Origin of the sequence: Bradyrhizobium sp. STM 3561, assembly GCF_045571455.1 — a bacterium.
Classification (GTDB): domain Bacteria; phylum Pseudomonadota; class Alphaproteobacteria; order Rhizobiales; family Xanthobacteraceae; genus Bradyrhizobium; species Bradyrhizobium vignae.
On sequence record NZ_CP120695.1, the window covers coordinates 5,533,676 to 5,557,086 of the forward strand.

Genomic DNA, 23,411 nt, shown 5'->3' on the forward strand with positions numbered 1-23,411 from the left:
CCGAGGTCCGAGCGCGAGATAGGCGCGCTCGTCAGGCCACCCTGTATTTCTTCGGATCCCACGTCTCGCCGCGCGCGATCATGGTGTTGAGGATGATGATCAGCTTGCGCATGCAGGCGACGATCGCGACCTTTGGCGGCTTGCCCTTGGCAATCAGCCGTTCGTAGAAGGCCTTGAACACCGGATTGTTCAGCGTTGCGGCACCGACACAGGGCATGTAGAGGGCATTTCGCACCCAGCGGCGGCCACCCTTGATGCAGCGTTCACCTCGACGTTTGCCGCTATCATCGTCATAAGGAGCAACGCCCATCAACGCGCGGCGGCAACTTCGTCGCTCACCTGCCCCAGCTCCGGTAGTCCTCCAAGCAGCGCCATTGCGGTCCCCTCAGCAAAGCCTGGTACGCTCTGGATGATCTCGGCACGTTTGGCAAAGTCCGGCGTTGTCTTGATCGTCGCCGCGATCGCGGTCTCGAGCGCGGCGATTTCGTCAGCCAGCTTCTTAAGAAGACGCGCGCGAGCCTTCTGAACAAGGGCCGGCGCCTCATGCTCCTTCTGCATTTCCAGGCGAGCCCTGACGTCAAGCAGGCCTTGGCGTCCCTTCACCAGTGCCTTCATCTCCTCGTGAGCGGGATTGTCGACTTGGCTGGGAGCCTCGCCGAATGTCTCGGCGAACCAGGAGATCATCTCCGCGTCGATCTTGTCATTTTTCGCAAGGCGTCCCGCCGATTCCGCAAAGTGGCGAACCCGTTTGGGATCGACGATCCGTACTTCCAGCCCTGCTTGGCGCAACGCCTTGGCCCATACCCGCTCGTAGCCGCCGCTTGCCTCCATCACTGCCTTGCCGACCTGATGCTTGCGAAGCCATGCAATCAAGCTCCGTCGCCCCGCCGCGGTTGTTGGGCAAGTCTTCCGCTCCGTTACGGTCCGAATGCACGCATCAATCTTGTCTTTAGCGACATCGATGCCGACGACAACCAGATCGTCTTGTGTCATCATCCACTCCCTTCCTTGCCTGGTACGGGCTCGCAGCCCTTGCAACTGTTCGGGTTCAGGAAGACACCGGAGCTGTCCCTTGCTCTTTAGCAGGCTCTGTCGCCTTTGGGCGCAACGGGCTCAGTTCCGGCAACGGGCGGTTCTGATCCAACCGCCCGTTGCCACATTCTGGCAGATTTCGGGGACACAAGGGCGCAGGGAAGGCCGGGAGCCGGCTGGCACCCGCGGTCCACTGTGCGAATTCTGCGTAACAAGAAGCTGCACAGCGGCATACAGGTGTAGCCAGGACATCCCGGCCTTCCCTGCGCAGTGGTTTGACGGCTTATGTCGTGATCTCCTCGGGGAGCGATGCACTATTGCCCCCGTCGCCTTGCGGATGGCTGATGTGCATGCCCGGTCGGGCAATACACATCACCGCAAGACTTGGCGCACAGACCCCGGGCGCCAGGACCACACGATTTTGCCGTACGCCAGCCACACCGGTCGTATGCGCGACGCACTCGCTCACGGTTGCCCGCCCTGCAAAACCCTTCGCGCCGATGTGACCCACGTCCACCGCCGCCCGGCCCGCGTGTCGTGACGATCGCGATACGCCCCTCTTCCTCGGGCCGGAGTGCCGCGACACCTACGCGATTTCCGAATTTCGGTAAAGCGGAATATTTTCGACTGCGCCCGTTGACCGACAGTTGGGGTGTTTTGCCCGTCGGCAACACAAGGTCTCGTAGCCCGGATCGAGCAAAGCGTAATCCGGGATCGCATCCGCGGACAAAGCGGCCCCGGATTGCGCTAACGCTCCATCCAGGCTCCGTGCTACGCGCCTACAAGCCGCGGCTCACGCCTCGCGCAGCTCCGACGGCGTCGCGCCGAAGCGCTTGCGGAAGGCGCGGTTGAAATAGGACAGGTCGGCGAAGCCCGAGGAATGCGCAATGTCGCTGATCTTGCGCGCCCTGGCGCGGGGATCAGCGAGCAGCTTGCGCGCGTGGAGCAGGCGCTGCTCCAGCACGAATTCGGTGAAGGTCGTGCCGGCCTGCTCGAACAGGCGCTGGGCCTGGCGCGGGCTGAGCCCCGAGCGCGTCGCGACTTCGGACAGGCAGAGATCGTTGCGGCCGAGTGCGGCTATCACATCGGCGCGCATGAGATCGAAGCGAGCCGCCGCCTGGCCGCGGCCGCGTGCGCGATTTGCATTCTCCGCATCCGTGCCGAGCAAGAGGCCGACGAGGTCGACCATATGCTGCGCGGTCAGGCGCTGGCCGACCGCATCGAGATGCGGCGCATGATTGGCGGCGAGCGCATGGTAGCGGAAGATGGTCTCGGCGACCGCACCATCCGAGAGCACCTGCGAGAGCTTGTCCTCGGCGCGCGGACTGATGTCGAGCAGCGCACGGCGCGGCATGCGAATGGTGGTGAAGCGGTCTGCCTCGGTGTGGCCGACGGTCCCGGTCACGCTCATGTCGACCAGCACCATCTGAGCGGGCGCGAGCTCGACGCTGTGGCCGTTCTGCCCGACGCGGACGAGCCCCGCATGGGCCGCGATCAGGACGAGATCGTCACTGCCGTCGGCAAGGTGGCTCTGCGTGCGGGAATATTGCGCGGAGGCACCTTCCGGAATGGCGAGCGCGATGTTGTCGACGACGCTGATCTGCAGCCGGCAATCGATGTTGTCGCCATGGCTCGGCCCGATATCGAGGCCGCAGGGACCGACGGCCCGCTCGCGCCAATGTTCGAAGGCGGCGCCGTGCGGCAGGCCTGCATATTGGTGAAGGAAGATGCCTGGCGTTCTCGCTGCATCCATCTGATTTTCTCGCCCTTTCCAGCATCGCGGACTTCAAATTCCGGGGATTTGACGCGGCGAATTGCGGGGAGGTTCAAAGCGGGGATGGATTCACGGACACTTAATCGGGATGCGACGGCGGGATGGACCGTGGCGGCAGTGGCGCGGCCTTGTAGCCCGCACGGAGCAAAGCGGAATGCGGGAACAGTGGTCCCGGATTTCGCTTTTCGCTCCATCCGGGCTGCGGCACACGCACCTATTTCTTCGCAGGCGCCTGCGGCTGGGACGGCGGCACGGCCTCGATCAGCTTGCCGGAAAACACCGGCGCCGAGGTCGGCTGGCCGCTCGGCGAACCGCCGGCCTGCTCGACCGTGACGGCGTAGGTCGCGCCTTGGACGACCTCGGCATCATAGGAGGCGAGCAGCGGACGCGCGGTGAAATCGCTCGCGCCGATGACGCCGAGCGAGCGCGGGCGCGGCAGCTTGTCCGAGATCAGCCAGAGCTCGAAGCTCTTGCCGGGCTCCGGCGTCGCGCCGACCTTGCGCACCGTGAAATTCCGCGTCGCACCGTCGATGGTGAGGATGAAGGCGGGGCCGCCGCCCTGGCCCTGCAGCAGCGCGACATATTGTGCGGAGGCGGCGAGCGGCGCGGCCGGCGTCTTCACCTCGACCGTCTGGATGCGCGGCGCGGGACGCAAAGCACCCGGCAGCGCGTCGGGCTGGAAGATCTGGAGCGACAGCGTCACGAGCAGCGCGGCTGCGAGCGCGGCGGCGGCCGATGCAATGGAGCGCCAGCGCTTCACGCGGCCCTCGAGGCGAACCACATTGCTGTCGCCGACGACCGGCGGCTGCGGCGCACGAACGACGTTGATATCCGGCGCATGGACTTGCGGGATGAATTGCGGTGCGACGTCAGGGAGGGCGTCCGGCTCGGGACGCGACGTCTCAGCTGGCCCGGCCTCGGGATGCTGCACCTCCACCGACTGCGAGCTTTCGGTCGGCGCCTCCGCGGTCTGCAGCGAGGATGACTCCGGCACGGACGGTGGTGGCGGCGAAGCCTCGGCCAGCGCGGGCGGCTCCTGTGCGGCGGCCGTGCGCGCGATCTCGGACCTGATGTTCTCCCACACGATCGGACGCGGCTCGACGGAGCCGACCATCTGGTTGAGCACGCCGAGACGATGGGCCCAGCCCTGCACGATGGCGGCGAACGCCTCGTCGACCGCCATCATGGTCTCGACCTGCGCGCGCTCATCGGCGTCGAGCGTCCCGAGCGCGTATTCCGCGGCGAGCGCGATATGGTCCTCCGTGTAGGCCATCACATTCCTTCACCTCTCCCGAAGGGAGAGGTCGGAGCGCATCGCAAGATGCGGCCCGGGTGAGGGGTTACGGTCCCCCAGGAGATCCGCGGCCCCTCGCCCGGCGCTACGCGCCGACCTCTCCCCGACGGGGGGAGGTCAACTGCCGTTGCCGCTCTGGTTCGTGCCACTCTCGTCATCCTCTAGAGCCCGAGGCACTCCCGGATATCCAACATGCTGCGCCGGAGCCACGTCTTCACCGTGTTGACGGGCGCCGAAAATTTCTCCGCCAATTGCTCGCGGCTCCAGCCGTTGTAATAGGCGAGCAGCACGAGCCTCTGACGGTCCGGCTCGAGCCGGCCGATACATTCCAGGAGCCGCTTCAGCTCCTCGGTCATCTCGCGGCGCGCCAGCGGATCGGCACTCTCGGCCGCAATCTCCATCGCCTGAGGCTCTTCCTCGATGGATGCTTCCGATTTCTTGCGCACGATGTCGATCGCACGATTGCGCGCGATCGAGGCCATCCACGTGATCGGCGACGACAGCGCCGCATTGAACTGGCCGGCGCTGTTCCAGATCTTGACGTAGGTCTCCTGAATGACCTCCTCTGCGAGATCCTGCCGACGCAAGATACGGAGCACGACGCCATAGAGTTTCGCGCGCGTGGCGGCGTACAGGCGCTCGAACGCGGCCTGATCGCCCTTCGCCACCGCCTCAATCAACCCGACCAGCTCTGCTGGCGTCAGCATTGAGCCCCCTGAAACGCGACCCGTCGCTTCACCTCTCCCCGTCGGGGAGAGGTCGATTTGCGCAGCAAATCGGGTGAGGGGGCGCAGGGCTAACGGCAGACCGTAACCCCTCACCCGGCGCTCCGCGCCGACCTCCCCCGAGGGAGAGGTGGGCACCGCCGTCGCTGGCACAGCATTCACTCCCGCCAGCATAGCGCGCGGCCAAGCCGACCACCAAGGGGCGCGGCGCTACACTGTGGACAGCAGATACGAAAACCCGGACCTTGCGGGTCCGGGTTTTGGCAAATTCCTGGATGTTTGGTTGCTGGCGCGTCAGGCGACGGCGCCGATGCGCGCGCGCATCAGGCCGATGCTGTCGAGGTCGGCCTGCTCACGGGCGTTTTCCTCGGCGCGCTCGCGAGCCTGGTCGCGCTCGTCGAGGAGCTCGACTTTCTTCAGCTCCTCGAAGGCCTCGGCCAGCGCGGCCTTGGCTTCATCGAGCTGACCCTTGAGCTCGTCGGCCGAGCGGGTCAGATTCTCGCGGCGCTGGATCGCGGCCTTGGCGTAGGTCGGATAGGCGAAGTGCGAGGGATCGTTGATCCCGGCACGCTCCTGCTCGGTCTGGATCTCGCGCTCGAGATCGACCGACATCCGCTGGAAATCGGCGATCATGGTCTCGATCTGGGTGACCCGGCGGCGCTTCTCGTCGACCTGAAATTTCTTCAGGCGGATAAGCGTATCTCGTGACTTCATCGACTCGTACTCCCCAGAAGTCCCCCCGCTGCACGTGGGACGGCACCGGTCACCCCATAGGCCCGATCGAGGCCAAGACCGGCTCTGCTACTCTGTGGGATCGGATGATGACCTGACAAAGTTAGCGTTCCGTTTCCAAATTGCCCAGGATTTGGGCCAATTGGCGGTAGCCGTCCGCGAGTGATGCATTTTCGTCCTTGCGCTGACGCAGGAAGGCCTCGAGCGGCTCGTGCAGGCGGATCGCCTCGTCGACCTCGGGGCTGGAGCCGGCCCGGTAGGCGCCGAGACGGATCAATTCCTCCATGTCGGCATAGGTCGCCATCACCTGGCGCGCCCGCTGGATGACAGGCCAGAACTGCGGATCGGCCGATTTCGGCATCGTGCGGGAGACGGATTTGAGGATGTTGATCGCAGGGTAGCGGCCACGCTCGGCGATCGACCGCTGCATCACGATGTGACCGTCGAGGATGCCGCGGACGGCATCGGCGATCGGCTCATTATGGTCGTCGCCATCGACCAGCACCGTGAAGATCGCGGTGATGGCGCCCTCGCCCAAGCCCGGCCCGGCACGTTCCAACAGCTTCGGCAACTCCGTGAAGACGGTCGGCGTGTAGCCCTTGGCGGTCGGCGGCTCGCCGGCGGACAGGCCGATCTCGCGCTGGGCCATGGCAAAGCGCGTCACCGAGTCCATCAGGCAGAGCACGTCCTTGTCCTCGTCGCGAAAATACTCGGCGACCGCGAGCGTGAGATACGCCGCCTGGCGGCGCATCAGCGCGGGCTCGTCGGAGGTCGCGACCACCACGACCGAACGCGCCAGGCCCTCCTCGCCGAGATCGTCCTGCAGGAATTCCTGCACCTCGCGGCCGCGTTCGCCGATCAGCCCGATGACACTGACGGCGGCATCGACGTTGCGCGCCAGCATCGACAGCAGCACCGATTTGCCGACGCCGGAGCCTGCGAAGATGCCCATGCGCTGGCCACGGCAGCACGTGAGGAACGTGTTCATCGCGCGCACGCCGAGATCGAGCGGGCTGCCTACTCGCTTGCGCGAATGTGCGGGCGGCGGCGTATTGCGGAACGGCATCGGCGAAGAGCCCTGCGGCAACGGGCCCTTGCCGTCGATCGGCTCGCCCAGCGCGTTGACGACGCGGCCGAGCCAGGCTGCGGACGGCCGCACCTGATTGGCGGCATTGGCAATGACCGCCTTGCAGCCGCGGCGCACGCCTTCGAGGCCGGCGAACGGCATCACGACAGCATTGTTACCGGAGAAGCCGATCACTTCGCAGGGAATGGTGCGGTTGGCGCCGGTCTCGATCACCAGCCGCGCGCCGACCGACATCGCGTGGATCGGACCGGCCACCTCGACCATCAGCCCGCGCACGCCGACCACGCGGCCATAGATGTTGATGCCGTCGATGTCGCCGATCTGTTCGGCAAGAGCCTTCATCGGTGAGCCTTCATCGGTGAGCCTTCATCAAGGGGCGCGCCCAGGTCATCCGGGACCTCACGGTGAAACTCTTAAGTTTCGCCATATTTCTGAACGGCGCTTAACTTCGTGTTTACCCGCATCATTAATCATTGCGTCACTGTCTTTGTGACTGAGCGTGACTCCCCTTCAGAAGAAGGCTGAGTCGCGGGAGTCGGTTAGGTCCGTCTCTTAAAGTGGAGCTTGAACGGGATCGGGTAACGAAAGCTGCTTCGCGCGCAAGACCTTAGGGCGATTCGACAAAAATTGCACCGGGGGGACTTGCGTTCCAGAATCAGAGTTTGTTAACCATCTGTCGTCAGGATCCGAATCAGTTGTTCAAAGGCGTTTTGTTGAGTGCCGCGAATGCGGCCGACCTGACGCCCAGGAGCGGCGACTATGGGGAACTGGCATGCGCGTTTTGCTGATTGAAGATGACAGCGCCGTCGCGCAGTCGATCGAGCTGATGCTGAAGTCGGAGAGCTTCAACGTCTACACGACCGACCTGGGGGAAGAAGGCGTCGATCTCGGTAAACTGTACGATTACGACATTATTCTCCTCGACCTCAACCTGCCCGACATGTCCGGCTACGACGTGCTCAAGCAGCTCCGGGTCTCCAAGATCAAGACACCCATCCTGATCCTCTCCGGCCTCGCCGGCATCGAGGACAAGGTCAAGGGTCTCGGCGTCGGCGCCGACGACTACATGACCAAGCCCTTCCACAAGGACGAGCTGGTGGCCCGCATCCATGCGATCGTGCGCCGCTCGAAGGGCCACGCCCAGTCTGTCATCCAGACCGGCGACCTCGTCGTCAACCTCGACACCAAGACGGTGGAAGTCGGCGGCCAGCGCGTGCATCTGACCGGCAAGGAATATCAGATGCTGGAGCTGCTTTCGCTCCGCAAGGGCACGACCCTCACCAAGGAAATGTTCCTCAACCATCTCTATGGCGGCATGGACGAGCCGGAGCTGAAGATCATCGACGTCTTCATCTGCAAGCTCCGCAAGAAGCTCGCCAACGCCTCCGAGGGCCGCAACTTCATCGAGACCGTGTGGGGCCGCGGCTACGTGCTGCGCGAGCCGCACGAGGCCGACGAGCGCATCCCCGCCTGATCTTCCGGGTTACATCGCGAGCCCGAAAGGGCTCGCTCCTCCCAGCCTGGCCCCCGCCGCAAATGGCGGGGTTTTCGGTTTTGGGGGGCAGCTTCATCTGAAGCTTAACGTTTGAACCGCTAGCCTTCCCCTGCCGACGAATGGTCGCTGCACGATGGGGGAACGATGCTCCTGCAATCACTCGCCGGCCTGCCCGCCTTCCTGGTCTATTTCTGCACCGGGCTGATCGCGATCGTGGCCTATCTGTTCGTCTACACCCGCATCACGGCCCATAACGAATTCCAGCTCATCCGGGATAACGAGCCGGCCGCAGCGATCGCGCTCGGGCTCAGCCTGCTCGGCTTCGTGGCGCCGCTGGTCAGCGCCATCGCGCATTCGGCCAATGTGCTGGACTGCCTGATCTGGGCGACGATCGCGCTGATCGTGCAGGTCATCGTGTTCTTCCTCGTCAAGGTCCCGGTGCCGAAGCTCTCGGAGCGGATCTCCGCCGGCGAGCTGGCCCCGGCGATCTGGCTTGGCCTGTCCTCGCTCGCCGCGGGGCTGCTCAACGCCGCCAGCATGATCTACTGAGATGGCCGACAAGCCCTCCAAGAAGGAATTCGGCAAGCGCCGCCCAGTGGTTGAACCACCGCCTGCGCAGCCACCGGTGAAGCGCTCCGGCCATGTCGCGCTGCTGGTAATGGGTACGATCGCGGTCGGCACCACCGCCTACACGCTGATGCCGCGGCAGATCTGCGAGCCCTCTCCCGGGGCCGTACCGGGGCAGACGACCACGACCTGCAGCAGCAGCGGCAGCAGTTCGTCAGGCGGCAGCAGCCCGCATTGGTCGTCGCGATCGAGCGTCTTCAGCAGCGATTCCTCGAGCCATTCCTCGTCGGGAACATCGTCCGACTCGGGCTCTCATAGCGTGAGCCGCGGTGGCTTCGGCTCGTTCGGCCACGGCTTCTCGGGCGGCGGCTGACCCATGCAGCGCATCACCTGTCTCGAGCGCGACGACTGGCGAGAGACCGCAGCGAAATGCGGCTTCGTCTTCCACACCATCGACGGCGAGCGCTATTGGGACGAGCGCGCCTATTACGGCTTCACGCTGGACGAGATCGAGCGTGGCATCGAGACGCCGACCGGCGAGATCGATGCGATCTGCCTGGAGCTTGCCGGCCGCATCATCGGCGACGAGCACTCCTTGCGGCGCTTGAAGATTCCGGAAGCGTTCTGGGGCCTGATCGCCGAGAGCTGGAAGCGCGACGACCGCAGCCTCTATGGCCGGCTCGATTTGAAGTTCGACGGCAAATCGCCGGCAAAGTTGCTCGAATACAACGCGGACACGCCGACCTCGATCTTCGAGGCCGCCGTGTTTCAATGGACCTGGCTCGAGCAGGCGATCGAACGCCGCATGATCCCGTCGCGTGCCGATCAGTTCAACTCGATCCATGAGCGGCTGATCGCGACGTGGAAGGAGATCGCTAGCGGCCGCCACGTCCATCTCACCGGCATCACCGGCAACGAGGAAGACGCCGGCACGCTCGCTTATCTCGAAGACACCGCACGCCAGGCCGGGCTCTCGACCAGGCTGCTCGACATCGAGCAGGTCGGCTGGCACGACGAGCCTGGTGGCTTCATCGATCTCGACGATGGCGACATCGCACTCGCCTTCAAGCTCTATCCCTGGGAATGGATGTTCCAAGACGCATTCGGCGCAAAGCTCAAGGATGCTCCGACGCGCTGGATCGAGCCGCCATGGAAGGCGGTGCTCTCGAACAAGGGCATTCTGCCGCTGCTCTGGGAGATGTTTCCGAACCATCCCAACCTGCTGCCGGCCTTCTTCGAGGACGACCCGCGCGCTGCCGAGCTCGGCAGCTCCTATGTGCGCAAGCCGCTGCTCTCGCGCGAGGGCGCCAACGTCACGATTGTGTCCGGCGGAATGCCGCTCGATGAACAGAATGGCCCCTATGGCGCCGAAGGTTTCGTGCGCCAGGCGCTGTCCCCGCTGCCGAATTTCTCAGCCTTCTATCCCGTGGTGGGAAGCTGGCTGGTGGATCACGAACCCTGCGGCCTGTCGATCCGCGAAGACGAGAGCCCGATCACCGGCAACCGCTCGCGGTTTCTGCCGCATGCGATTCTGTGAGGGCCCCTCATTCCGGGGCGCGACGTCGTCGCGAACCCGGAATCCATAGCCACAGGCAGATCGAACAGCCCCACGTCCAACGGCCTGCCCATCTCGGAGGCCTGTGGTTATGGATTCCGGGCTCCGCGCTTAGGCGCGGCCCCGGAATGACGAGAAGCTGTTCACCGCGCCGCAGCGACCTTCAGCGGCTGCGGCATCAATACGCCCATCCCCCGGCCGGAGCGCGCGGGGTTAAGCTGGTAGAGACCGCGACGGTCGGAGATCGGGCGGAACGCATCCGTGATGCCGACGACGGATTCGGCGGCCCCAAGCAGCAGCGTGCCGTCGGCTTCCATCGCTTTCGCCAGGCGCTCGAAGATCACGGCCTTTGTATCCTGATCGAAATAGATCAGCACGTTGCGGCAGAAGATCACGTCGAACGTGCCGAGATGGGAGAAGTCCTGCAGCAGGTTGAGCTGACGAAACTGCACCATGGCGCGAATGTCGGGGTTGAGCTGCCAGAGCTCGCCGGTTTGCGTGAAGTATTTCACCAGAAGCTGGATCGGCAGGCCGCGCTGCACCTCGAACTGGCTGTAGACGCCGGCCTTGGATTTCTCCAGCACCTCCTGCGACAGGTCGGTGGCGACGATCTCGATACGCCAGCCGGCGAGAGCAGCTCCCATCTCCTTCACGCACATCGCGATCGAATAGGGCTCCTGCCCGGTCGAGGAGGCCGCCGACCAGATGCGAAGCGACTTGCGCGCCGCGCGCGCCTGGATGAGGCCCGGCAGGATGGTGTCGCGCAGGTTGTCGAACGGAATCTTGTCGCGGTAGAAGAACGTCTCGTTGGTGGTCATCGCTTCGACCACATCGGTCGCAAGCCGGCCGTCGCCGTTCCTGATCTTCAGGACGAGATCGGGAATGCCTGATAGGCTTGCCTTGCGGGCGAGCGGCAGCAGTCGGCTCTCGACCAGATATTGCTTGTCGGCGGAGAGATCGAGACCGGAGCGTTCCTTCAGGAACTTGCGCAGATAATCGTAATCCAAGGGCGTCACGAGCGGTCTCCCGCGAACAGGCGGTTGACCTTGGCGCCGATCTGGTTGAGCGGCAGGATCGCCGCGCAGATGCCGGCATTGGCCGCCGCGCCCGGCATGCCCCAGACCACGCTGGAGGCTTCGTCCTGCGCGATCACGCTGCCGCCGGCCGCGACGATGTCCTTGCCGCCGCGCATGCCGTCCGAGCCCATGCCCGTCAGGATCACGGAGAGGATGTTGCCGTGCCAGACGTCGATGGCGGAGGTGAAGAGCGGATCGACCGCGGGCTTGCAGAAATTGACGGCGGGGCCGTCGTCGAGCCCGATCACGACATCCGCGCCGCTGCGCGCCACACGCATGTGCTTGCCGCCGGGCGCAAGATAGATCCGTCCCGGCTTCACCGGCTCGCGGTCGACCGCCTCGGCTGCCGGCCGGCGGCTCGAACGCGCCAGATGCTCGGCAAGGATGGTGGTGAAGGTCGGTGGCATGTGCTGGGTGATCAGCACCGGGAAGCGGTCGATCACGGGGCCAAGCTCGGTGACAAGCGACATCAGCGCCTGGGGACCGCCAGTCGAGGAGCCGATCAGCAGCACCTTGGGCGCCTGGGCCGAGAACGGACGCGTCGACGGCGATCCTGACGAGAGGGCGTGCACGGCCGGAGCGGGCGCAGGCGCGACAGGCCGCGCAACCGGACCGCGCGCGGCCGGAGCCGGGCTCGCGGGCGCCAGCGGCGGGCTCGCAACCGCGGGCCTGCGACGCAGCCGCGCACCGAGATGGCGGATCTTCTGGATCAGGTCGTGATGAAAAATGTCCGCGGCTGCCGCCTCGCGCGTCGACTCCGGTTTGGGGATGTAATCGGCCGCGCCGAGCGACAGCGCCTTGAAGCTGATCTCCGCGTTGCGGCGGGTCAGCGTCGAGGCCATGATGATGACGAGATCGCGCTTCTTTGCCAGCAGCCGCGGCAGCGCCGAGAGGCCATCGAGCTCGGGCATCTCGATGTCGAGCACGGCGACGTCGGGGTTGATGCGTTCCAGCTGGTTGACCGCCTCGAGCCCTGTGCGCAGCGAGGCCGCAACCTCCATGTCGTGCTCGGCGCCGATCCAACGCGAGATCAGACCGCGGATGACGACGGAGTCGTCGACGATCATCACCCGCAGCGGTCCGGCTTCGCGCGACGTGCCTGTAGTCGAATTACCTGCGAACGCAATACTCATTACTCACCAACTCAGACTGAAACGGTTCAGTTGAAAACAAGCGCCGGAGGATCCGTTCAGCCTCCGGACAATCGCTCAGATCAGGCCGACTTCCTGGAACTTCGCCGTCACGATGTCCTTGTCGAACGGCTTCATGATGTATTCGTTGGCGCCGGCGTGCAGCGCGCGCGCAATATGCGCGACGTCGTTCTCGGTGGTGCAGAACACGACCTTGGGCTGGTCCCCGCCGGGCATGCGGCGGAGATGGCCGAGGAACTCGTAGCCATCCATGACCGGCATGTTCCAGTCGAGCAGCACCGCATCGGGCAGGCCGCGCTTGCAGGCCTCCAGCGCCTTCTCACCGTCCTCGGCTTCGAGGATCTGGAAGTCGAGGCCTTCCAGGATCCGGCGCGCAACCTTGCGAATGACGCTGGAATCATCAACGACGAGACAAGTTCGCATGTGAACCTCTGCTTCCTCCCCTCTGCGGGGACACTTCCAATTGCAGGCCCGCCGGCGGCAGCGCCGCCGTATCAGGCCGCCATCATTTCGGGCGCAAGCTCGAGGACGCGATCGACGTCGAGGACGACCATGAGTTGGCCGTCGAGGCGGTGGACACCGCCGGCGAGCTTGGCCATGCGGGGGTCGAGGTTGACGGGGTTCTCCTCCTTGCCGTCCTCGGGCAGGCGCAGCACCTCGCCGATCTGGTCGATCAGGAGGCCGTAGGATTCGCCGCGCAGGTCGACGCCGACCGCCATCGCCGTCTTGCCGTCCTCAGGTCTGGGCAGGCCGAGACGGGCGCGCATGTCGACCACGGTGACGATGCGGCCGCGCAGGTTCAAGACGCCGGCGATCTCGCGCGAGGACAAGGGCACGCGGGTGACGCGCTCGGGCATGAACACGTCCTGGACGCGGGAGATCGGCAGCCCGAACAGCTGGCCGCCGATCATCGCGGTGACGTATTCGACCATGGTGCCTTCGCTGGCGTGGGTCTTGCTGCTCATCGATCTCTCCTTGTCGCCCTTACGCCGCCGCCCGGCTCAGCTCGGAGGCGCCGGCGGCGCCCGCGGTCTGCTCCTTCAGCGCCGCGATCAGACCGGGACGGTCGAACTTGGCGACATAATCGTGGAAGCCGGCCTGGCGGCCGCGCTCGATCGCCGCCGGCGACACCAGCGCCGAGAGGCCGATGATCGGCGTCGCGGCGAGATTGTTGTCGGCGCGGATCACTTCGGCGAACTCGAACCCGTTCATGTCCGGCATCTCGATGTCGGTCAGGATCACGTCGAAGTTTTGCGCGCGCAGCGCGGCGAGGCCCTCCTGCGCGCCTCCCGCGGTGCGGACGCGGTAGCCGGCGGCCTTCAGCACCGGCGCCAGCATGTTGCGGAAGAACGCAGAGTCGTCGACCAGCAGCACCGACTGCGAGTGCATCGACGGCCGCATCTCCTTGCGGGTGAACCAGTCGGCGAACGCCATCGGCAGGAAGTGGCCGACGTCGATCACCTCGGTGGCCTGGCCCTTGATCACCGCCGAGCCGAGAATGCCCGAACCCGAACCGCCGACCTCGATGTTGAGCCGTTCCTCGACGATGTCGATGATCTCGTCGACGACGAGGCCCATGGAGCGGCCGTCATCGGCGAACACCAGGATCGGCTGGGCGCCCTGGCTGGCAATGGTGACGCCTTCCATGGCGACCAGCGGCATCAGCTGCTCGCGGTACTGCACCATGTAGCGGCCGTTACTGAACTCGATCTTGTCGGCCGGCAGCTCTTCCAGGCGCGTGACGAGGCCGAGCGGGACCGCCTTGGGCTGCGACGAGCCGGCGCGGAACACCAGCAGCGAGGTGGTCTGCTCGCCCGAGCCGATGTGATGGCCGGCCGCGTCATCCGCCATGTCGTGGGCCGAGGAGCCGGCGGCGCCGAGCGCCTTGGCAATGCCGTTGGGATCGATGATCATGATCACCGCGCCATCGCCCAAGATGGTGTTGCCGGAGAACATGTCGATGTGACGCAGCTTGGTCGACATCGGCTTGACCACGATCTCTTCGGTGTGGAACACGCCGTCGACGACGATGCCGAAGGTCTGGCTGCCGACCTGCGTCACCACGATGAAGCCGTTCTCGGGATCGCTGGCGGCGCCGTCGTCGATCTTCAGGAGCTTCTTCAGGTGGATCAGCGGCAGCAGCTTGTTGCGCAGCCGCAGCACCGCGGTGTCCTTGATGCGCTCGATGCGGTGCTCGCTGTTGGCGCGGGCGCGGACCAGCTCGACCACCGAGAGCTGCGGAATGGCAAAGCGGTCGCCGGCGGCTTCCACGATCAGGGCCGAGACGATGGCGAGCGTCAGCGGGATCTTGATGGTGACCGAGCTGCCCTCGCCGGCCACGCTCTTGATGTCGATGGTGCCGCCGATCTGGTCGATGTTGGTGCGCACCACGTCCATGCCGACGCCGCGGCCCGAGACCGAGGTGATGGCGGCGGCGGTGGAGAAGCCCGGCGCGAAGATGAACTTGTGGATCTGGGCTTCGCTCATCTTCTCCAGCTCGGCCTCGGTGACGAGACCGCTCGAGAGCGCCTTGGCCTTGATCTTCTCGGTGTTGAGGCCGCGGCCGTTGTCGGCGATGCAGATGATGATGTGGCCGCCCTCGTGATAGGCGGAGAGGCGAATGGTGCCCTGCTCGCCCTTGCCGCTGGCGAGGCGCTCGGCGGGGTCTCCAGGCCATGATCGGCGGAGTTGCGCACCATGTGGGTGAGCGGGTCCTTGATCAGGTCGAGCACCTGGCGGTCGAGCTCGGTGTCGGCGCCGTGCATCTCCAATTCGATCTGCTTGCCGAGTTCGCTCGAGAGGTCGCGGACGATGCGCGGCAGCTTCTGCCAGGCATTGCCGATCGGCTGCATGCGCGTCTTCATGACGCCCTCCTGCAGCTCGGCGGTGACGTTGGAGAGGCGCTGCAAGGGCACCTTGAACTCGGTGTCCTCGTTGCGGCGGGAGATCTCCAGCAGCTGGTTGCGGGTCAAGACCAGCTCGGAGACCATGGTCATCAGATGCTCCAGCGTATCCACGTTGACGCGGATCGACTGGTTGGCGACGCGGTCGCCCTCGCTCGCCGTCTCGTCGGCCATCGACTTCTTCGGCGCCGGCTTGGCGGGTTTTGCCGCGTCCTTCGCGACCGGTGCTTCGGCGGCCGGCGCAGGCGCGGCCTCAGCTTTGACAACAGGCACCGGCGCTTCGATCGCGGTCTCGCGGAAGGCGCGCTCGAGCTCGTCGAGCGAGACTTCGCCCGGACGCAACGGGCGCTCCAGGGTCTGCTCGACCAGCGAGCCCGTGGTCATCTGCTTGGCCGGCGCAGCAGCCGGGGCATCCGGCGCCAGCGGCGGAGCGTCAGCAACCGGAATGGTGCCGCTCGGCATCGGCTGCGCCGAGCCGAACGCGATCGGCGAAGCCGACGCCGACATCGCCGCCATGCCCTGCTCGACCATCGCTTCCAGCTTGTCGATGAGGTCGCGGTCGTTGCCCTCAGGCTCGGCTTCGGTCGCCTCGAGACCTGCCAAAATCTCCTTGATGCGGTCGATCGAGGACAGGATCACCGTCACCGCCTGCCCGGTCACCGGCATGCCGTCACGGAATTTGCCCATCAAGGTCTCGCCGGCATGCGCCAGCGCTTCCAGCCGCGGCAGGCCGAGGAAGCCGCAGGTGCCCTTGATGGTGTGGACCAGGCGGAAGATGTTATCCAGGATCTTGGCGTTGTTCGGCTCCTGCTCGAACTTCACCAGCTGGTTGTCCACGGTGTCCAGGCTCTCGCTGGTCTCCGTCAGAAACTCCCGCAACAGATCATCCATGAAAACAGGCCTTCATACAGGAAGGGCGCGCACGAGGCGTGATGCGCCATTTCGGAATGGGGCCAGCTTCACCGCAAAGCGTTTAATATTGGTTGAGTATGTGCAAAAGAACGGAACCAACAAAGAGATAGGGCGCTCCGGACAAACCGAAGCGCCTCATAAAGATTCGATTAAGAAGCCGAACGCGACGCGTCTGTTTTACGAAGCGCTAACGATGATGGCGTCGCCTTCGGGCGCGAGAGTCACCGTGAGCCCGCAGGACTGCGCGAGCAGCCGCGTGTAGTAAGGCTGGATTGCATGCGCATCTGCGGCAGGCCCGCGCTCGCCGCTCAGGAGCTCGGAGATGTTTTGCGGCAGGCGCGCATTGTGCCCCGTCGCAGTGATGCGGAAGCTCATCGTCTCGCCCTCGCCGATCGGATCAACCGTCAGCATGCCGCCGCGCGGGATCGTATGCTGGGCGACGACCAGCATGTTGAGCAGCAGCTTGACGCGATTCTTCGGCAGCAGCAGCCGCGGCAGATTCCAGGTGATCGAGCATTTGCCGTCCTCGATGTGGCCGCGCGCCATGGTCTGGGCATCGCCGAGATCGATCTGGGCGCCGGAGGAGCCGGCGGCGCCGAAGGCAAGGCGGCAGAACTGGAGTCGGGCGGAGGCAGTCTTGGCGCTCTTGCGGATCAGGTCGAGCGCGAACTCGCGATCTTCCGGCTTGGGATCATCGTCGAGCACTTCGAGCCCGTTGACGATGGCACCGACGGGGCTGATGAGATCGTGGCAGACCCGCGAGCACAGGAGCGCGGCGAGTTCGAGCATATCGGGAGCAGTAGCGGTCGCGGGCGACGAGGCGTCAGACATATAATGGGGTCCTGGAGGGTTCCTGGAATTGCACGGCGCTGGACGCCGCGAATCACGCATGCTTGACGGATGCTGCGGGTTCTAACATTCGCCAGCCGGTGGCAGCTAGCTTGCGATAGGTTCGAAGCGGCCATAAGAGCTGCGGGCGAATCAATTGAGAGGGCAGACTTGCCGATGAATGAGGCATGCAGGTGAGGATCATCGATGCCGAGGCCGCATCCGGATTGATGGAGGCGCTCACCGCACTGGTGGTGAAGGCGGGCGAAGCGATCCTTGCCGTCAACCGCTCCGCCATGCGGATCGAGGGCAAGCAGGACGGCTCACCGGTGACCGAGGCCGACCTCGCCGCAGACCGCATCATCGCCGACGGCCTGGCGCGGCTCGCGGGCGACGTTCCGACGCTGTCGGAAGAGCGGACCCAGCTCGCCGCCCCGCCGTTTCAGGGCAGCTTCTTCCTGATCGATCCGCTCGACGGCACCAAGGAGTTCGTCGCCGGCCGCGACGAATTCACCGTCAACCTCGCCCTGGTGACGGACGGCGTTCCCTTGCTCGGCATCGTCAGCGCACCCGCGCTCGGGCTGCTCTGGCGCGGCATCGTCGGGCGCGGCGCCGAGCGGGTGAAGTTCGACGGGGCAACCATCGGGGCGGCCGAGCCGATCCACACCCGAAAGCTGCCGGCACCGGGCGAGCCCTGGATCGCGGCGGTGAGCCGCTCCCATGGCGACCCCAAGAGCGAGGCGTTCATCGACGACAGGCCCAATGCCGTCAGGAAGACCTGCGGCTCGGCCGTGAAATTCGGCCGGATCGCGGAAGGCAACGCCGACATCTATCCCCGTTTCGGGCCGACCTCGGAATGGGATGTCGGGGCCGGCTGCGCGGTCGTGACCGCGGCTGGCGGCAAGGTGACCGACGGCAAGGGCGGCGAGCTCCGATTCGGCCAGCGCAGCGATACGGGCTTCATCATCCCGGAATTCATCGCCTGGGGCGACCCGCAGGCCGTAGGCTGCTACTGACCGAGCTGTTCCTGAAGAGTCGGCCAGCGCTTGCCTACCTCATAGAGGAAGCGCTCGGGATCGGCGACGAAAGCGTCGCGATTGGCTTCCCGGCTGAACAAATAGAGCCGCTGCGCCACGATCGCGAAGAAATGCGGATTGCCGGCGATGGTGACGCCGCGGGCGATATCGGCCGGATCGTAGCCGCCGAATTGCGGACCATAGATCTCGGGATGCGCCAGAAAGGAGGCTCGGTTGCCCTCGTTCCGGAAGCGCCAGACCGCACCCCGGAGATTCGCCTCGAACTCTGCCGTCCCCTGCACGGCCTTGCCAACAACGAAATAAGCGACGGGGTCGAAGCCCTCGATGGCGACGCCGGTGAAGCGGTTGACGACGATCCGTTCGGTGGTGGTAGCCGCTGCCGGTAACCCCGGGCAGATGATCCAGATGCCCGCCAACAGGCCGATGAGGCCGATCAAGGCAATTCCGGGGCGCAAAGGGCTATCTTCCTGCCGTTGTGCCGTCATAGTTGCTGCGGATAACATCCGAGTCGAGGGGACATTCGGCGCAACCTACAGCCGTGCCTGTTGGCGTCAGGTTAAGGAAGCGATCGGATTCGGTACCAGGGGTTCTTTTATGACTTTCGCATCACGCCTTGCTGCGCTCGCGCTTGCCGCGATGATCGGCTGGATCGTGCCGGCCTCCGCCCAGCAGGCGCCGCCGCCCAACCTGCCGCCGCCGCAGCGAGCCCCGTCCCCCAACACCTATGGGCCGGACGAGCTCGTCACGGCCGGCCACCGCTTCTTCGGCAACGTCTCGCGCGGGCTCGCCTCGATCATCGAGAAGGCGGTCAGCCAATGGGGCCTGCCGAACGGCTACATCCTGGGTGAGGAAGGCTCCGGCGCCTTCGTCGCCGGCCTGCGCTACGGCGAAGGCACGCTCTACACCAAGAATGCCGGCGACTTGCGCGTCTACTGGCAGGGTCCCTCGCTCGGCTTCGACTGGGGCGGCGACGGCGCCCGCACCATGACGCTGGTCTACAACCTGCCCGCCACCAATGCGATCTACCAGCGCTTCGCCGGCATCGACGGCTCGGCCTACATCATCGGCGGATTCGGCATGACGGCGCTCACCGCCAACAACATCGTGCTGGTGCCGATCCGCTCCGGCCTCGGCCTGCGGCTGGGTGCCAATATCGGCTATCTCAAATACACCCCGCGGGCGACCTGGAACCCGTTCTAGGTCCTCGCCTCTTATCCGCCTACGGATCAAGGTTAACGACAGAGCGGGGCTGGCTTTTTGCCGGCCCGCCATGGCATTGTCGTTGGTGAATTTTTCCTTAAGCTTGGGAGTTCTGGCCCATGGTCGAACCGATCATGTACCTGGCGATCGGTTTCCTGCTCTCGATGCTGTGCTGGCTCGCGATCGTGCCGCTGGTGCATAACCGCGCGGTGCGCCTGACCACGCGCCGGCTGGAGGCCGCGACTCCGCTGTCGATGGCCGAGATCCAGGCCGACAAGGACCAGCTCCGTGCCGAATTCGCCATGTCGGCGCGGCGGCTCGAGATGAGCGTCGAGCAGCTCAAGAACAAGACCACGAGCCAGCTCGCCGAGCTCGGCAAGAAGAGCGACGCCATCAACCGCATGAAGATCGAGCTTGGCGAGAAGAACGCCACGATCTTCGCGCTCGAAGCGCGCGAGAAGGCGATGAAGGAGCAGCTGCGCGCCACCGAGGAGGAATTCAACGCCAAGACCGAGGCGTTGCACGCCGCCGAGATCGCGCTGGCCGACAAGCAGGCCGAGCTCGCCAGGATCAATGCCGAGCTGTCCGACCGCTCGATGATGGCGGAGAGCCGCCAGGTCGAGCTCATTGCCGTGCGCGCGCAAATCGAGGAATTGAAGAACCGCGTCGGCGATGCCGAGAAGGAATTTGCCGCCACGCAAGCTCGCCTCGCGCAGGAGCGGACCGACTCCGAGACCGCCTCGCGCGAACTCGGCGAGGCGCGCGGCCGCGTCGAGAATTTGAGCCAGCGCATCACCGAGCTCGATCGCCAGCTCATCGTGCAGGTGAAGGAGGCCGAGATGCTGTCGGGCCGCGTCGCCGACCTCGAAGGGCGACTTGCGACGCAAGGCAAGCTGCTCGCCGAGCGCGACTATGAGAACAACCAGCTGCGCCAGGCCAACGAGGCCGCCGAGCGCACCATCAAGGAGCTGCGCGTCGAGATCGCCGCCTTGAGCGGCGGCAAGTCGTCGGCCGCGTTTGCAGCGATCCGCGCGGAGAAGGCCGCGTTGGAGGAGCAGCTCCGCTCCGCCCGCGACGAGCGCGCAAAGCTCCAGCGCGACATCAACGCGATCCAGCAGCAGGCGGAAAGCTCCTGGGCGACCGAGCGCATGGAGAACGCGCTGCTGCGCGAACGCATCAACGACATCGCCGCGGAAGTGGCAAAACTCGCGATGCAGCTCGAAGGCCCGAACTCGCCGATCGAGGCGCTGCTGGCAGCCGAAGCCGGCCAGCCGCCCAAGCCGGCGCCACGCCCGGCCAACGATGCCGCGACCAATGGCGCGGGCGCTGCCACCCTGCCCGAAGGCGGCGGAACGCTCGCCGAACGCATCCGCGCCCTCCAGGCCCACGCCTCCCGCGCGCGCCAGCAAGGCGCGTAACCGGCCCAAAATCCGGCTTCCCTCGCGAATTGCGCGACCTGCGGAAGGTTTTCCGCCGCCGCGCCGCCTGGAAACTTGACACCTTCGGCCGGCACTTCTAAATCGCGGGCTCCGATGTGCCGGCCGGCCGAAAGGTCCGGCCGCCTGCATGATGGTCCCGGGCGCATAGCTCAGCGGGAGAGCGTTCCCTTCACACGGGAGAGGTCCAAGGTTCGATCCCTTGTGCGCCCACCATTTCATTTCACCAAAACAATCGGTTAGGCGAAGGCCGGTTTGACACCGTTTTCCGGGGAAGCGACCGGGAAGCGAGCAAAGACAAATTACTTCCACCGTTTGTTTCGACCCCGGAGCCAAGAATCGTCCGGCTTCTCGCGTGGCTTAAGCCGAGGCGGTGCGATGCGCTTGGGCATTTCGAACTCCACCGCAGCATCGCCCTGGACGATGCTCTTGAGCTGCGTTCGAAACATCTGCACGTCGCCGAAATAATTCGGATAGGCAGCCTTGAGGTTCTCGATGCTGTCCGCCTCTACGAGCACGGAAGTAACACCGGACTGCGACTTCTCCGCCGTTATTTCCGACGCATCGTATGCCTCGGCTCCCGCGACTGCGCTGAAGAATGGATAGACATTTACGATGCGGTTCGTCTTGTCGTAGATGATTTGGTAGTACTCGGGCTCGCTCTTGGGATCGATGTTCTCGGTGTACTTCACCGCGTGCGCGATGTTTTCGAGCGTGTCCGCCGCATTGAGCGTCTTGTCCAATTCGATGATCTCTAGCACTCGCGCGGCCCTGTCGGGGAGTCCCGGCGGCTCAGCGCATTTCTCGGTGACCGCGAATTCGGCTGACATCAGCGCAAAGAGACGGAGCCATTCTGGGCTTCCCTCTCCACCCTTCATATTCTCGCTGCGGTATGCGCCGACGGCCTCGACCGCGGTCGCCCAAGTGTGCTGAAGCCAAGTCCTAATCTGCACCTCTACGCGCCGGTCGTGGAAGACACCATCATCCCCATTGCCGCGATACCGGAAGACCATGTGGTGGCACCGATAGCCGTTCGCCTTTGGTTTTTCGATGTATGGGTCTTCCTTATGCAGCACATGACCGTTGAGGCCGCGCATGCGCTCGATTAAGACCTGCGCGTCTTTGATGGATGGCAGGATCGCGCGACACCCGGCTAAGTCCTGGATCTTATCGAGCGGCCATTGCTGCTTGATGAGCTTGCCCCGAATAGACGGCATTCGCTTCAGCCGGGCGACCGCATTTCCAGCCATATTGTTGCGCTTGATCTGCCCGCTGAGAATCGCCCGAAACCTGTTCATCGGGTAGCCGTGCGAGTCCCGCCAATTATGTGCGATTGCGAAAGTGCGGCGGATTGCTTCGGCGGTCTCGTCGGTCCAAATGAGTTTCTGCGACAGCGCCTCTCCGGCCTGCCGAACTTCTTTCATTGTGTACTTGAACGGCGGGAATTCGGGCATCTTTCTTAGCCAGATGGGAATCGGCTCATTATAGCCCATCCTGGCTCCACAATGCCTGCTCATCGGGCCAAAGCAGACCTATCCTATCTTTTTGGGGGGGGGGGCCGGTTTTGACCCTGAACAGGCTTGGACCCGGGAACTCGGGCGTCCGATTTACGTTTTAGATCAAAAGATACGTCGCTCCGGAGCGCAGCATGGCAGCATCAGACATGGCTTCGCAGTCCGACCTTCTTCCCCCGATCTATTGGCCGTCACGCCGGCAGGATCGCCTCGCATTCGAACGCGCGAAGGCCGTCGTGGAAATGGCGCAACAGGTGCTTCAGCAGTGTCCTGAGCCGGACACGTTCCTTGGCCGCAAAACCCAAGAACCGTTCCCCCAAGAAGAGAATTGAGTTTGATCTTCGTCAAACCAGGTCGCGCAAACTCGTGTATGGTTTTGGAAATGGATCGCGAGATGCACCTGCGCCACTTGCGACACGCCGAACGGCACGTAGCCGAGGGCGAGCAACACATCGCGGCTCAGGAAGAGCGCATAGCTTTCTTGGATCGGGCCGGTTACGAGACCAAGCTTGCGCGAGAACTGCTAGCCACGTTCCGAGCTGGCCTAGCTTCGCACATCGCGCATCGTGACCTCATCATCGATGAGATCAATCGGTCCTAAGTTCAACTTTGAACAATCTCGCCCTGCGGTGGTTTCTCCCTAGGAGAACTATGGAGGCGAGCCATGGCTGATCGTGATCGCATCTACAGGCCGGTCAATGAAATTGACGCAGAGCACAAGGCACAGGCCCGAAAGGCAGTGAAGGACGCTCGCGAAGCCTTGAGAGAGGCGGTCCCCGACACCTTCCTAGGCCGCAAAACGCACGAGCCGTTCCCGATGCAGGACGAGGAGTAAGGCCGCCTCAGTTACCACCCCTCCATTGATCTAGCGCAACGGTCCAGCCGTCTCCCCGGTGACGCTGGGCCATGACCGAGCCAGACAAACAGAGCGAGGTACAGGAGACCAAGCCGTCACGGCTGGGCGAGGCACGGCGCATCGTTGAGGAGTACGCAGCCGAGCTGCGCGCGATCATCCAGAAGCTACGCCGCAAGATGAACTGAGGCCGCCTGAGTTGGCGGCCTACGTTGACTTCCGCTGCTGGCCCTTCGCGAA

24 protein-coding genes, 1 tRNA gene and 1 pseudogene are annotated in these 23,411 nt (G+C 64.7%); 11 read left to right on the plus strand and 15 right to left on the minus strand.

Going from position 1 to position 23,411, the window contains the following annotated elements; genetic code table 11:
• Positions 1–31: 31 nt before the first annotated feature.
• The 7 genes from P6U28_RS26180 to fliI form a co-directional block, all read right to left on the minus strand.
• Positions 32–310 carry a transposase gene (locus tag P6U28_RS26180; RefSeq protein ID WP_407120224.1) on the minus strand — a complete coding sequence of 93 codons (279 nt, stop codon included), beginning with the start codon at positions 308–310 and terminating at the stop codon, positions 32–34.
• Complete coding sequence (locus P6U28_RS26185) at positions 310–996, minus strand: transposase (protein ID WP_407120225.1); 687 nt, start codon at positions 994–996, stop codon at positions 310–312. The genes P6U28_RS26180 and P6U28_RS26185 overlap by 1 nt, the downstream gene beginning before the upstream one ends.
• 829 nt (positions 997–1,825) lie before the next feature.
• A complete protein-coding gene (locus P6U28_RS26190) occupies positions 1,826–2,785 on the minus strand; it encodes an AraC family transcriptional regulator (protein WP_407120226.1) in 960 nt (319 codons plus the stop codon).
• 235 nt (positions 2,786–3,020) lie between these two features.
• Entirely contained in the window at positions 3,021–4,079 is a 1,059-nt protein-coding gene (locus P6U28_RS26195) for an anti-sigma factor domain-containing protein (RefSeq protein WP_122401186.1), read from the minus strand.
• Between the two features lie 182 nt (positions 4,080–4,261).
• Positions 4,262–4,807 carry a sigma-70 family RNA polymerase sigma factor gene (locus tag P6U28_RS26200; RefSeq protein ID WP_129146089.1) on the minus strand — a complete coding sequence of 182 codons (546 nt, stop codon included), beginning with the start codon at positions 4,805–4,807 and terminating at the stop codon, positions 4,262–4,264.
• 312 nt (positions 4,808–5,119) lie between these two features.
• Positions 5,120–5,539, minus strand: coding sequence for a flagellar export protein FliJ (fliJ, locus tag P6U28_RS26205; protein WP_011084990.1), 420 nt, complete (start codon positions 5,537–5,539; stop codon positions 5,120–5,122).
• 121 nt (positions 5,540–5,660) lie between these two features.
• Positions 5,661–6,986: a flagellar protein export ATPase FliI gene (fliI, locus tag P6U28_RS26210; protein ID WP_122401184.1), complete on the minus strand. Its 1,326-nt coding sequence runs from the start codon at positions 6,984–6,986 to the stop codon at positions 5,661–5,663.
• Positions 6,987–7,416: 430 nt separating this feature from the next.
• Here fliI and ctrA point away from each other — a divergent pair, with 430 nt between their 5' ends.
• The 4 genes from ctrA to P6U28_RS26230 all read left to right on the plus strand — a co-directional run bounded on the left by ctrA (position 7,417) and on the right by P6U28_RS26230 (position 10,243).
• Complete coding sequence (ctrA, locus tag P6U28_RS26215) at positions 7,417–8,118, plus strand: response regulator transcription factor CtrA (RefSeq protein WP_016848562.1); 702 nt, start codon at positions 7,417–7,419, stop codon at positions 8,116–8,118.
• Positions 8,119–8,283: 165 nt separating this feature from the next.
• Positions 8,284–8,688 carry a DUF350 domain-containing protein gene (locus P6U28_RS26220; protein WP_129146072.1) on the plus strand — a complete coding sequence of 135 codons (405 nt, stop codon included), beginning with the start codon at positions 8,284–8,286 and terminating at the stop codon, positions 8,686–8,688.
• Position 8,689: 1 nt separating this feature from the next.
• On the plus strand, positions 8,690–9,079 hold the full coding sequence (locus P6U28_RS26225; RefSeq protein ID WP_129146071.1) for a hypothetical protein: 390 nt from the start codon (positions 8,690–8,692) through the stop codon (positions 9,077–9,079).
• 3 nt (positions 9,080–9,082) lie between these two features.
• The gene (locus P6U28_RS26230; RefSeq protein ID WP_407120227.1) at positions 9,083–10,243 is read left to right on the plus strand and encodes a glutathionylspermidine synthase family protein; all 1,161 of its coding nucleotides are present in this window, start codon (positions 9,083–9,085) and stop codon (positions 10,241–10,243) included.
• Between the two features lie 161 nt (positions 10,244–10,404).
• On the opposite strand, the gene P6U28_RS26235 is transcribed toward P6U28_RS26230, so the two are convergent.
• The 6 genes and pseudogenes from P6U28_RS26235 to chpT all read right to left on the minus strand — a co-directional run bounded on the left by P6U28_RS26235 (position 10,405) and on the right by chpT (position 17,134).
• Positions 10,405–11,277, minus strand: coding sequence for a protein-glutamate O-methyltransferase CheR (locus P6U28_RS26235; protein WP_129146069.1), 873 nt, complete (start codon positions 11,275–11,277; stop codon positions 10,405–10,407).
• Positions 11,274–12,470, minus strand: coding sequence for a chemotaxis response regulator protein-glutamate methylesterase (locus P6U28_RS26240; protein WP_129146068.1), 1,197 nt, complete (start codon positions 12,468–12,470; stop codon positions 11,274–11,276). The genes P6U28_RS26235 and P6U28_RS26240 overlap by 4 nt, the downstream gene beginning before the upstream one ends.
• A gap of 75 nt (positions 12,471–12,545) precedes the next feature.
• Entirely contained in the window at positions 12,546–12,911 is a 366-nt protein-coding gene (locus P6U28_RS26245; RefSeq protein ID WP_007600538.1) for a PleD family two-component system response regulator, read from the minus strand.
• Between the two features lie 71 nt (positions 12,912–12,982).
• Entirely contained in the window at positions 12,983–13,453 is a 471-nt protein-coding gene (locus P6U28_RS26250; RefSeq protein ID WP_122401178.1) for a chemotaxis protein CheW, read from the minus strand.
• Between the two features lie 19 nt (positions 13,454–13,472).
• Positions 13,473–16,282: pseudogene (locus tag P6U28_RS26255) on the minus strand (chemotaxis protein CheW).
• Between the two features lie 198 nt (positions 16,283–16,480).
• Positions 16,481–17,134 carry a histidine phosphotransferase ChpT gene (chpT, locus tag P6U28_RS26260; RefSeq protein ID WP_164937296.1) on the minus strand — a complete coding sequence of 218 codons (654 nt, stop codon included), beginning with the start codon at positions 17,132–17,134 and terminating at the stop codon, positions 16,481–16,483.
• Between the two features lie 185 nt (positions 17,135–17,319).
• Here chpT and P6U28_RS26265 point away from each other — a divergent pair, with 185 nt between their 5' ends.
• Positions 17,320–18,147, plus strand: coding sequence for a 3'(2'),5'-bisphosphate nucleotidase CysQ (locus tag P6U28_RS26265; protein ID WP_129146425.1), 828 nt, complete (start codon positions 17,320–17,322; stop codon positions 18,145–18,147).
• On the opposite strand, the gene P6U28_RS26270 is transcribed toward P6U28_RS26265, so the two are convergent.
• Positions 18,141–18,623, minus strand: a complete 483-nt coding sequence (locus P6U28_RS26270) for a YHS domain-containing (seleno)protein (RefSeq protein WP_129146426.1) — start codon at positions 18,621–18,623, stop codon at positions 18,141–18,143. The two genes, P6U28_RS26265 and P6U28_RS26270, sit on opposite strands and share 7 nt — an antisense overlap.
• 139 nt (positions 18,624–18,762) lie before the next feature.
• Between P6U28_RS26270 and P6U28_RS26275 the strand changes: the two genes are divergently transcribed.
• The 3 genes from P6U28_RS26275 (at position 18,763) to P6U28_RS26285 (ending at position 21,020) form a co-directional block, all read left to right on the plus strand.
• Positions 18,763–19,368 carry a DUF1134 domain-containing protein gene (locus P6U28_RS26275; RefSeq protein WP_129146427.1) on the plus strand — a complete coding sequence of 202 codons (606 nt, stop codon included), beginning with the start codon at positions 18,763–18,765 and terminating at the stop codon, positions 19,366–19,368.
• 119 nt (positions 19,369–19,487) lie between these two features.
• Positions 19,488–20,786, plus strand: a complete 1,299-nt coding sequence (locus tag P6U28_RS26280) for a hypothetical protein (protein WP_129146428.1) — start codon at positions 19,488–19,490, stop codon at positions 20,784–20,786.
• 159 nt (positions 20,787–20,945) lie between these two features.
• Positions 20,946–21,020, plus strand: a tRNA-Val gene (locus P6U28_RS26285).
• 86 nt (positions 21,021–21,106) lie between these two features.
• Here P6U28_RS26285 and P6U28_RS26290 read toward each other — a convergent pair.
• Complete coding sequence (locus P6U28_RS26290) at positions 21,107–22,297, minus strand: hypothetical protein (RefSeq protein ID WP_407120228.1); 1,191 nt, start codon at positions 22,295–22,297, stop codon at positions 21,107–21,109.
• Between the two features lie 155 nt (positions 22,298–22,452).
• On the opposite strand from P6U28_RS26290, the gene P6U28_RS26295 reads away from it, so the two are divergent.
• The 3 genes from P6U28_RS26295 to P6U28_RS26305 all read left to right on the plus strand — a co-directional run bounded on the left by P6U28_RS26295 (position 22,453) and on the right by P6U28_RS26305 (position 23,359).
• On the plus strand, positions 22,453–22,650 hold the full coding sequence (locus P6U28_RS26295; protein ID WP_407120229.1) for a hypothetical protein: 198 nt from the start codon (positions 22,453–22,455) through the stop codon (positions 22,648–22,650).
• 332 nt (positions 22,651–22,982) lie between these two features.
• Positions 22,983–23,153: a hypothetical protein gene (locus tag P6U28_RS26300; RefSeq protein ID WP_407120230.1), complete on the plus strand. Its 171-nt coding sequence runs from the start codon at positions 22,983–22,985 to the stop codon at positions 23,151–23,153.
• Positions 23,154–23,224: 71 nt separating this feature from the next.
• Entirely contained in the window at positions 23,225–23,359 is a 135-nt protein-coding gene (locus tag P6U28_RS26305; protein WP_407120231.1) for a hypothetical protein, read from the plus strand.
• Positions 23,360–23,411: the final 52 nt, after the last annotated feature.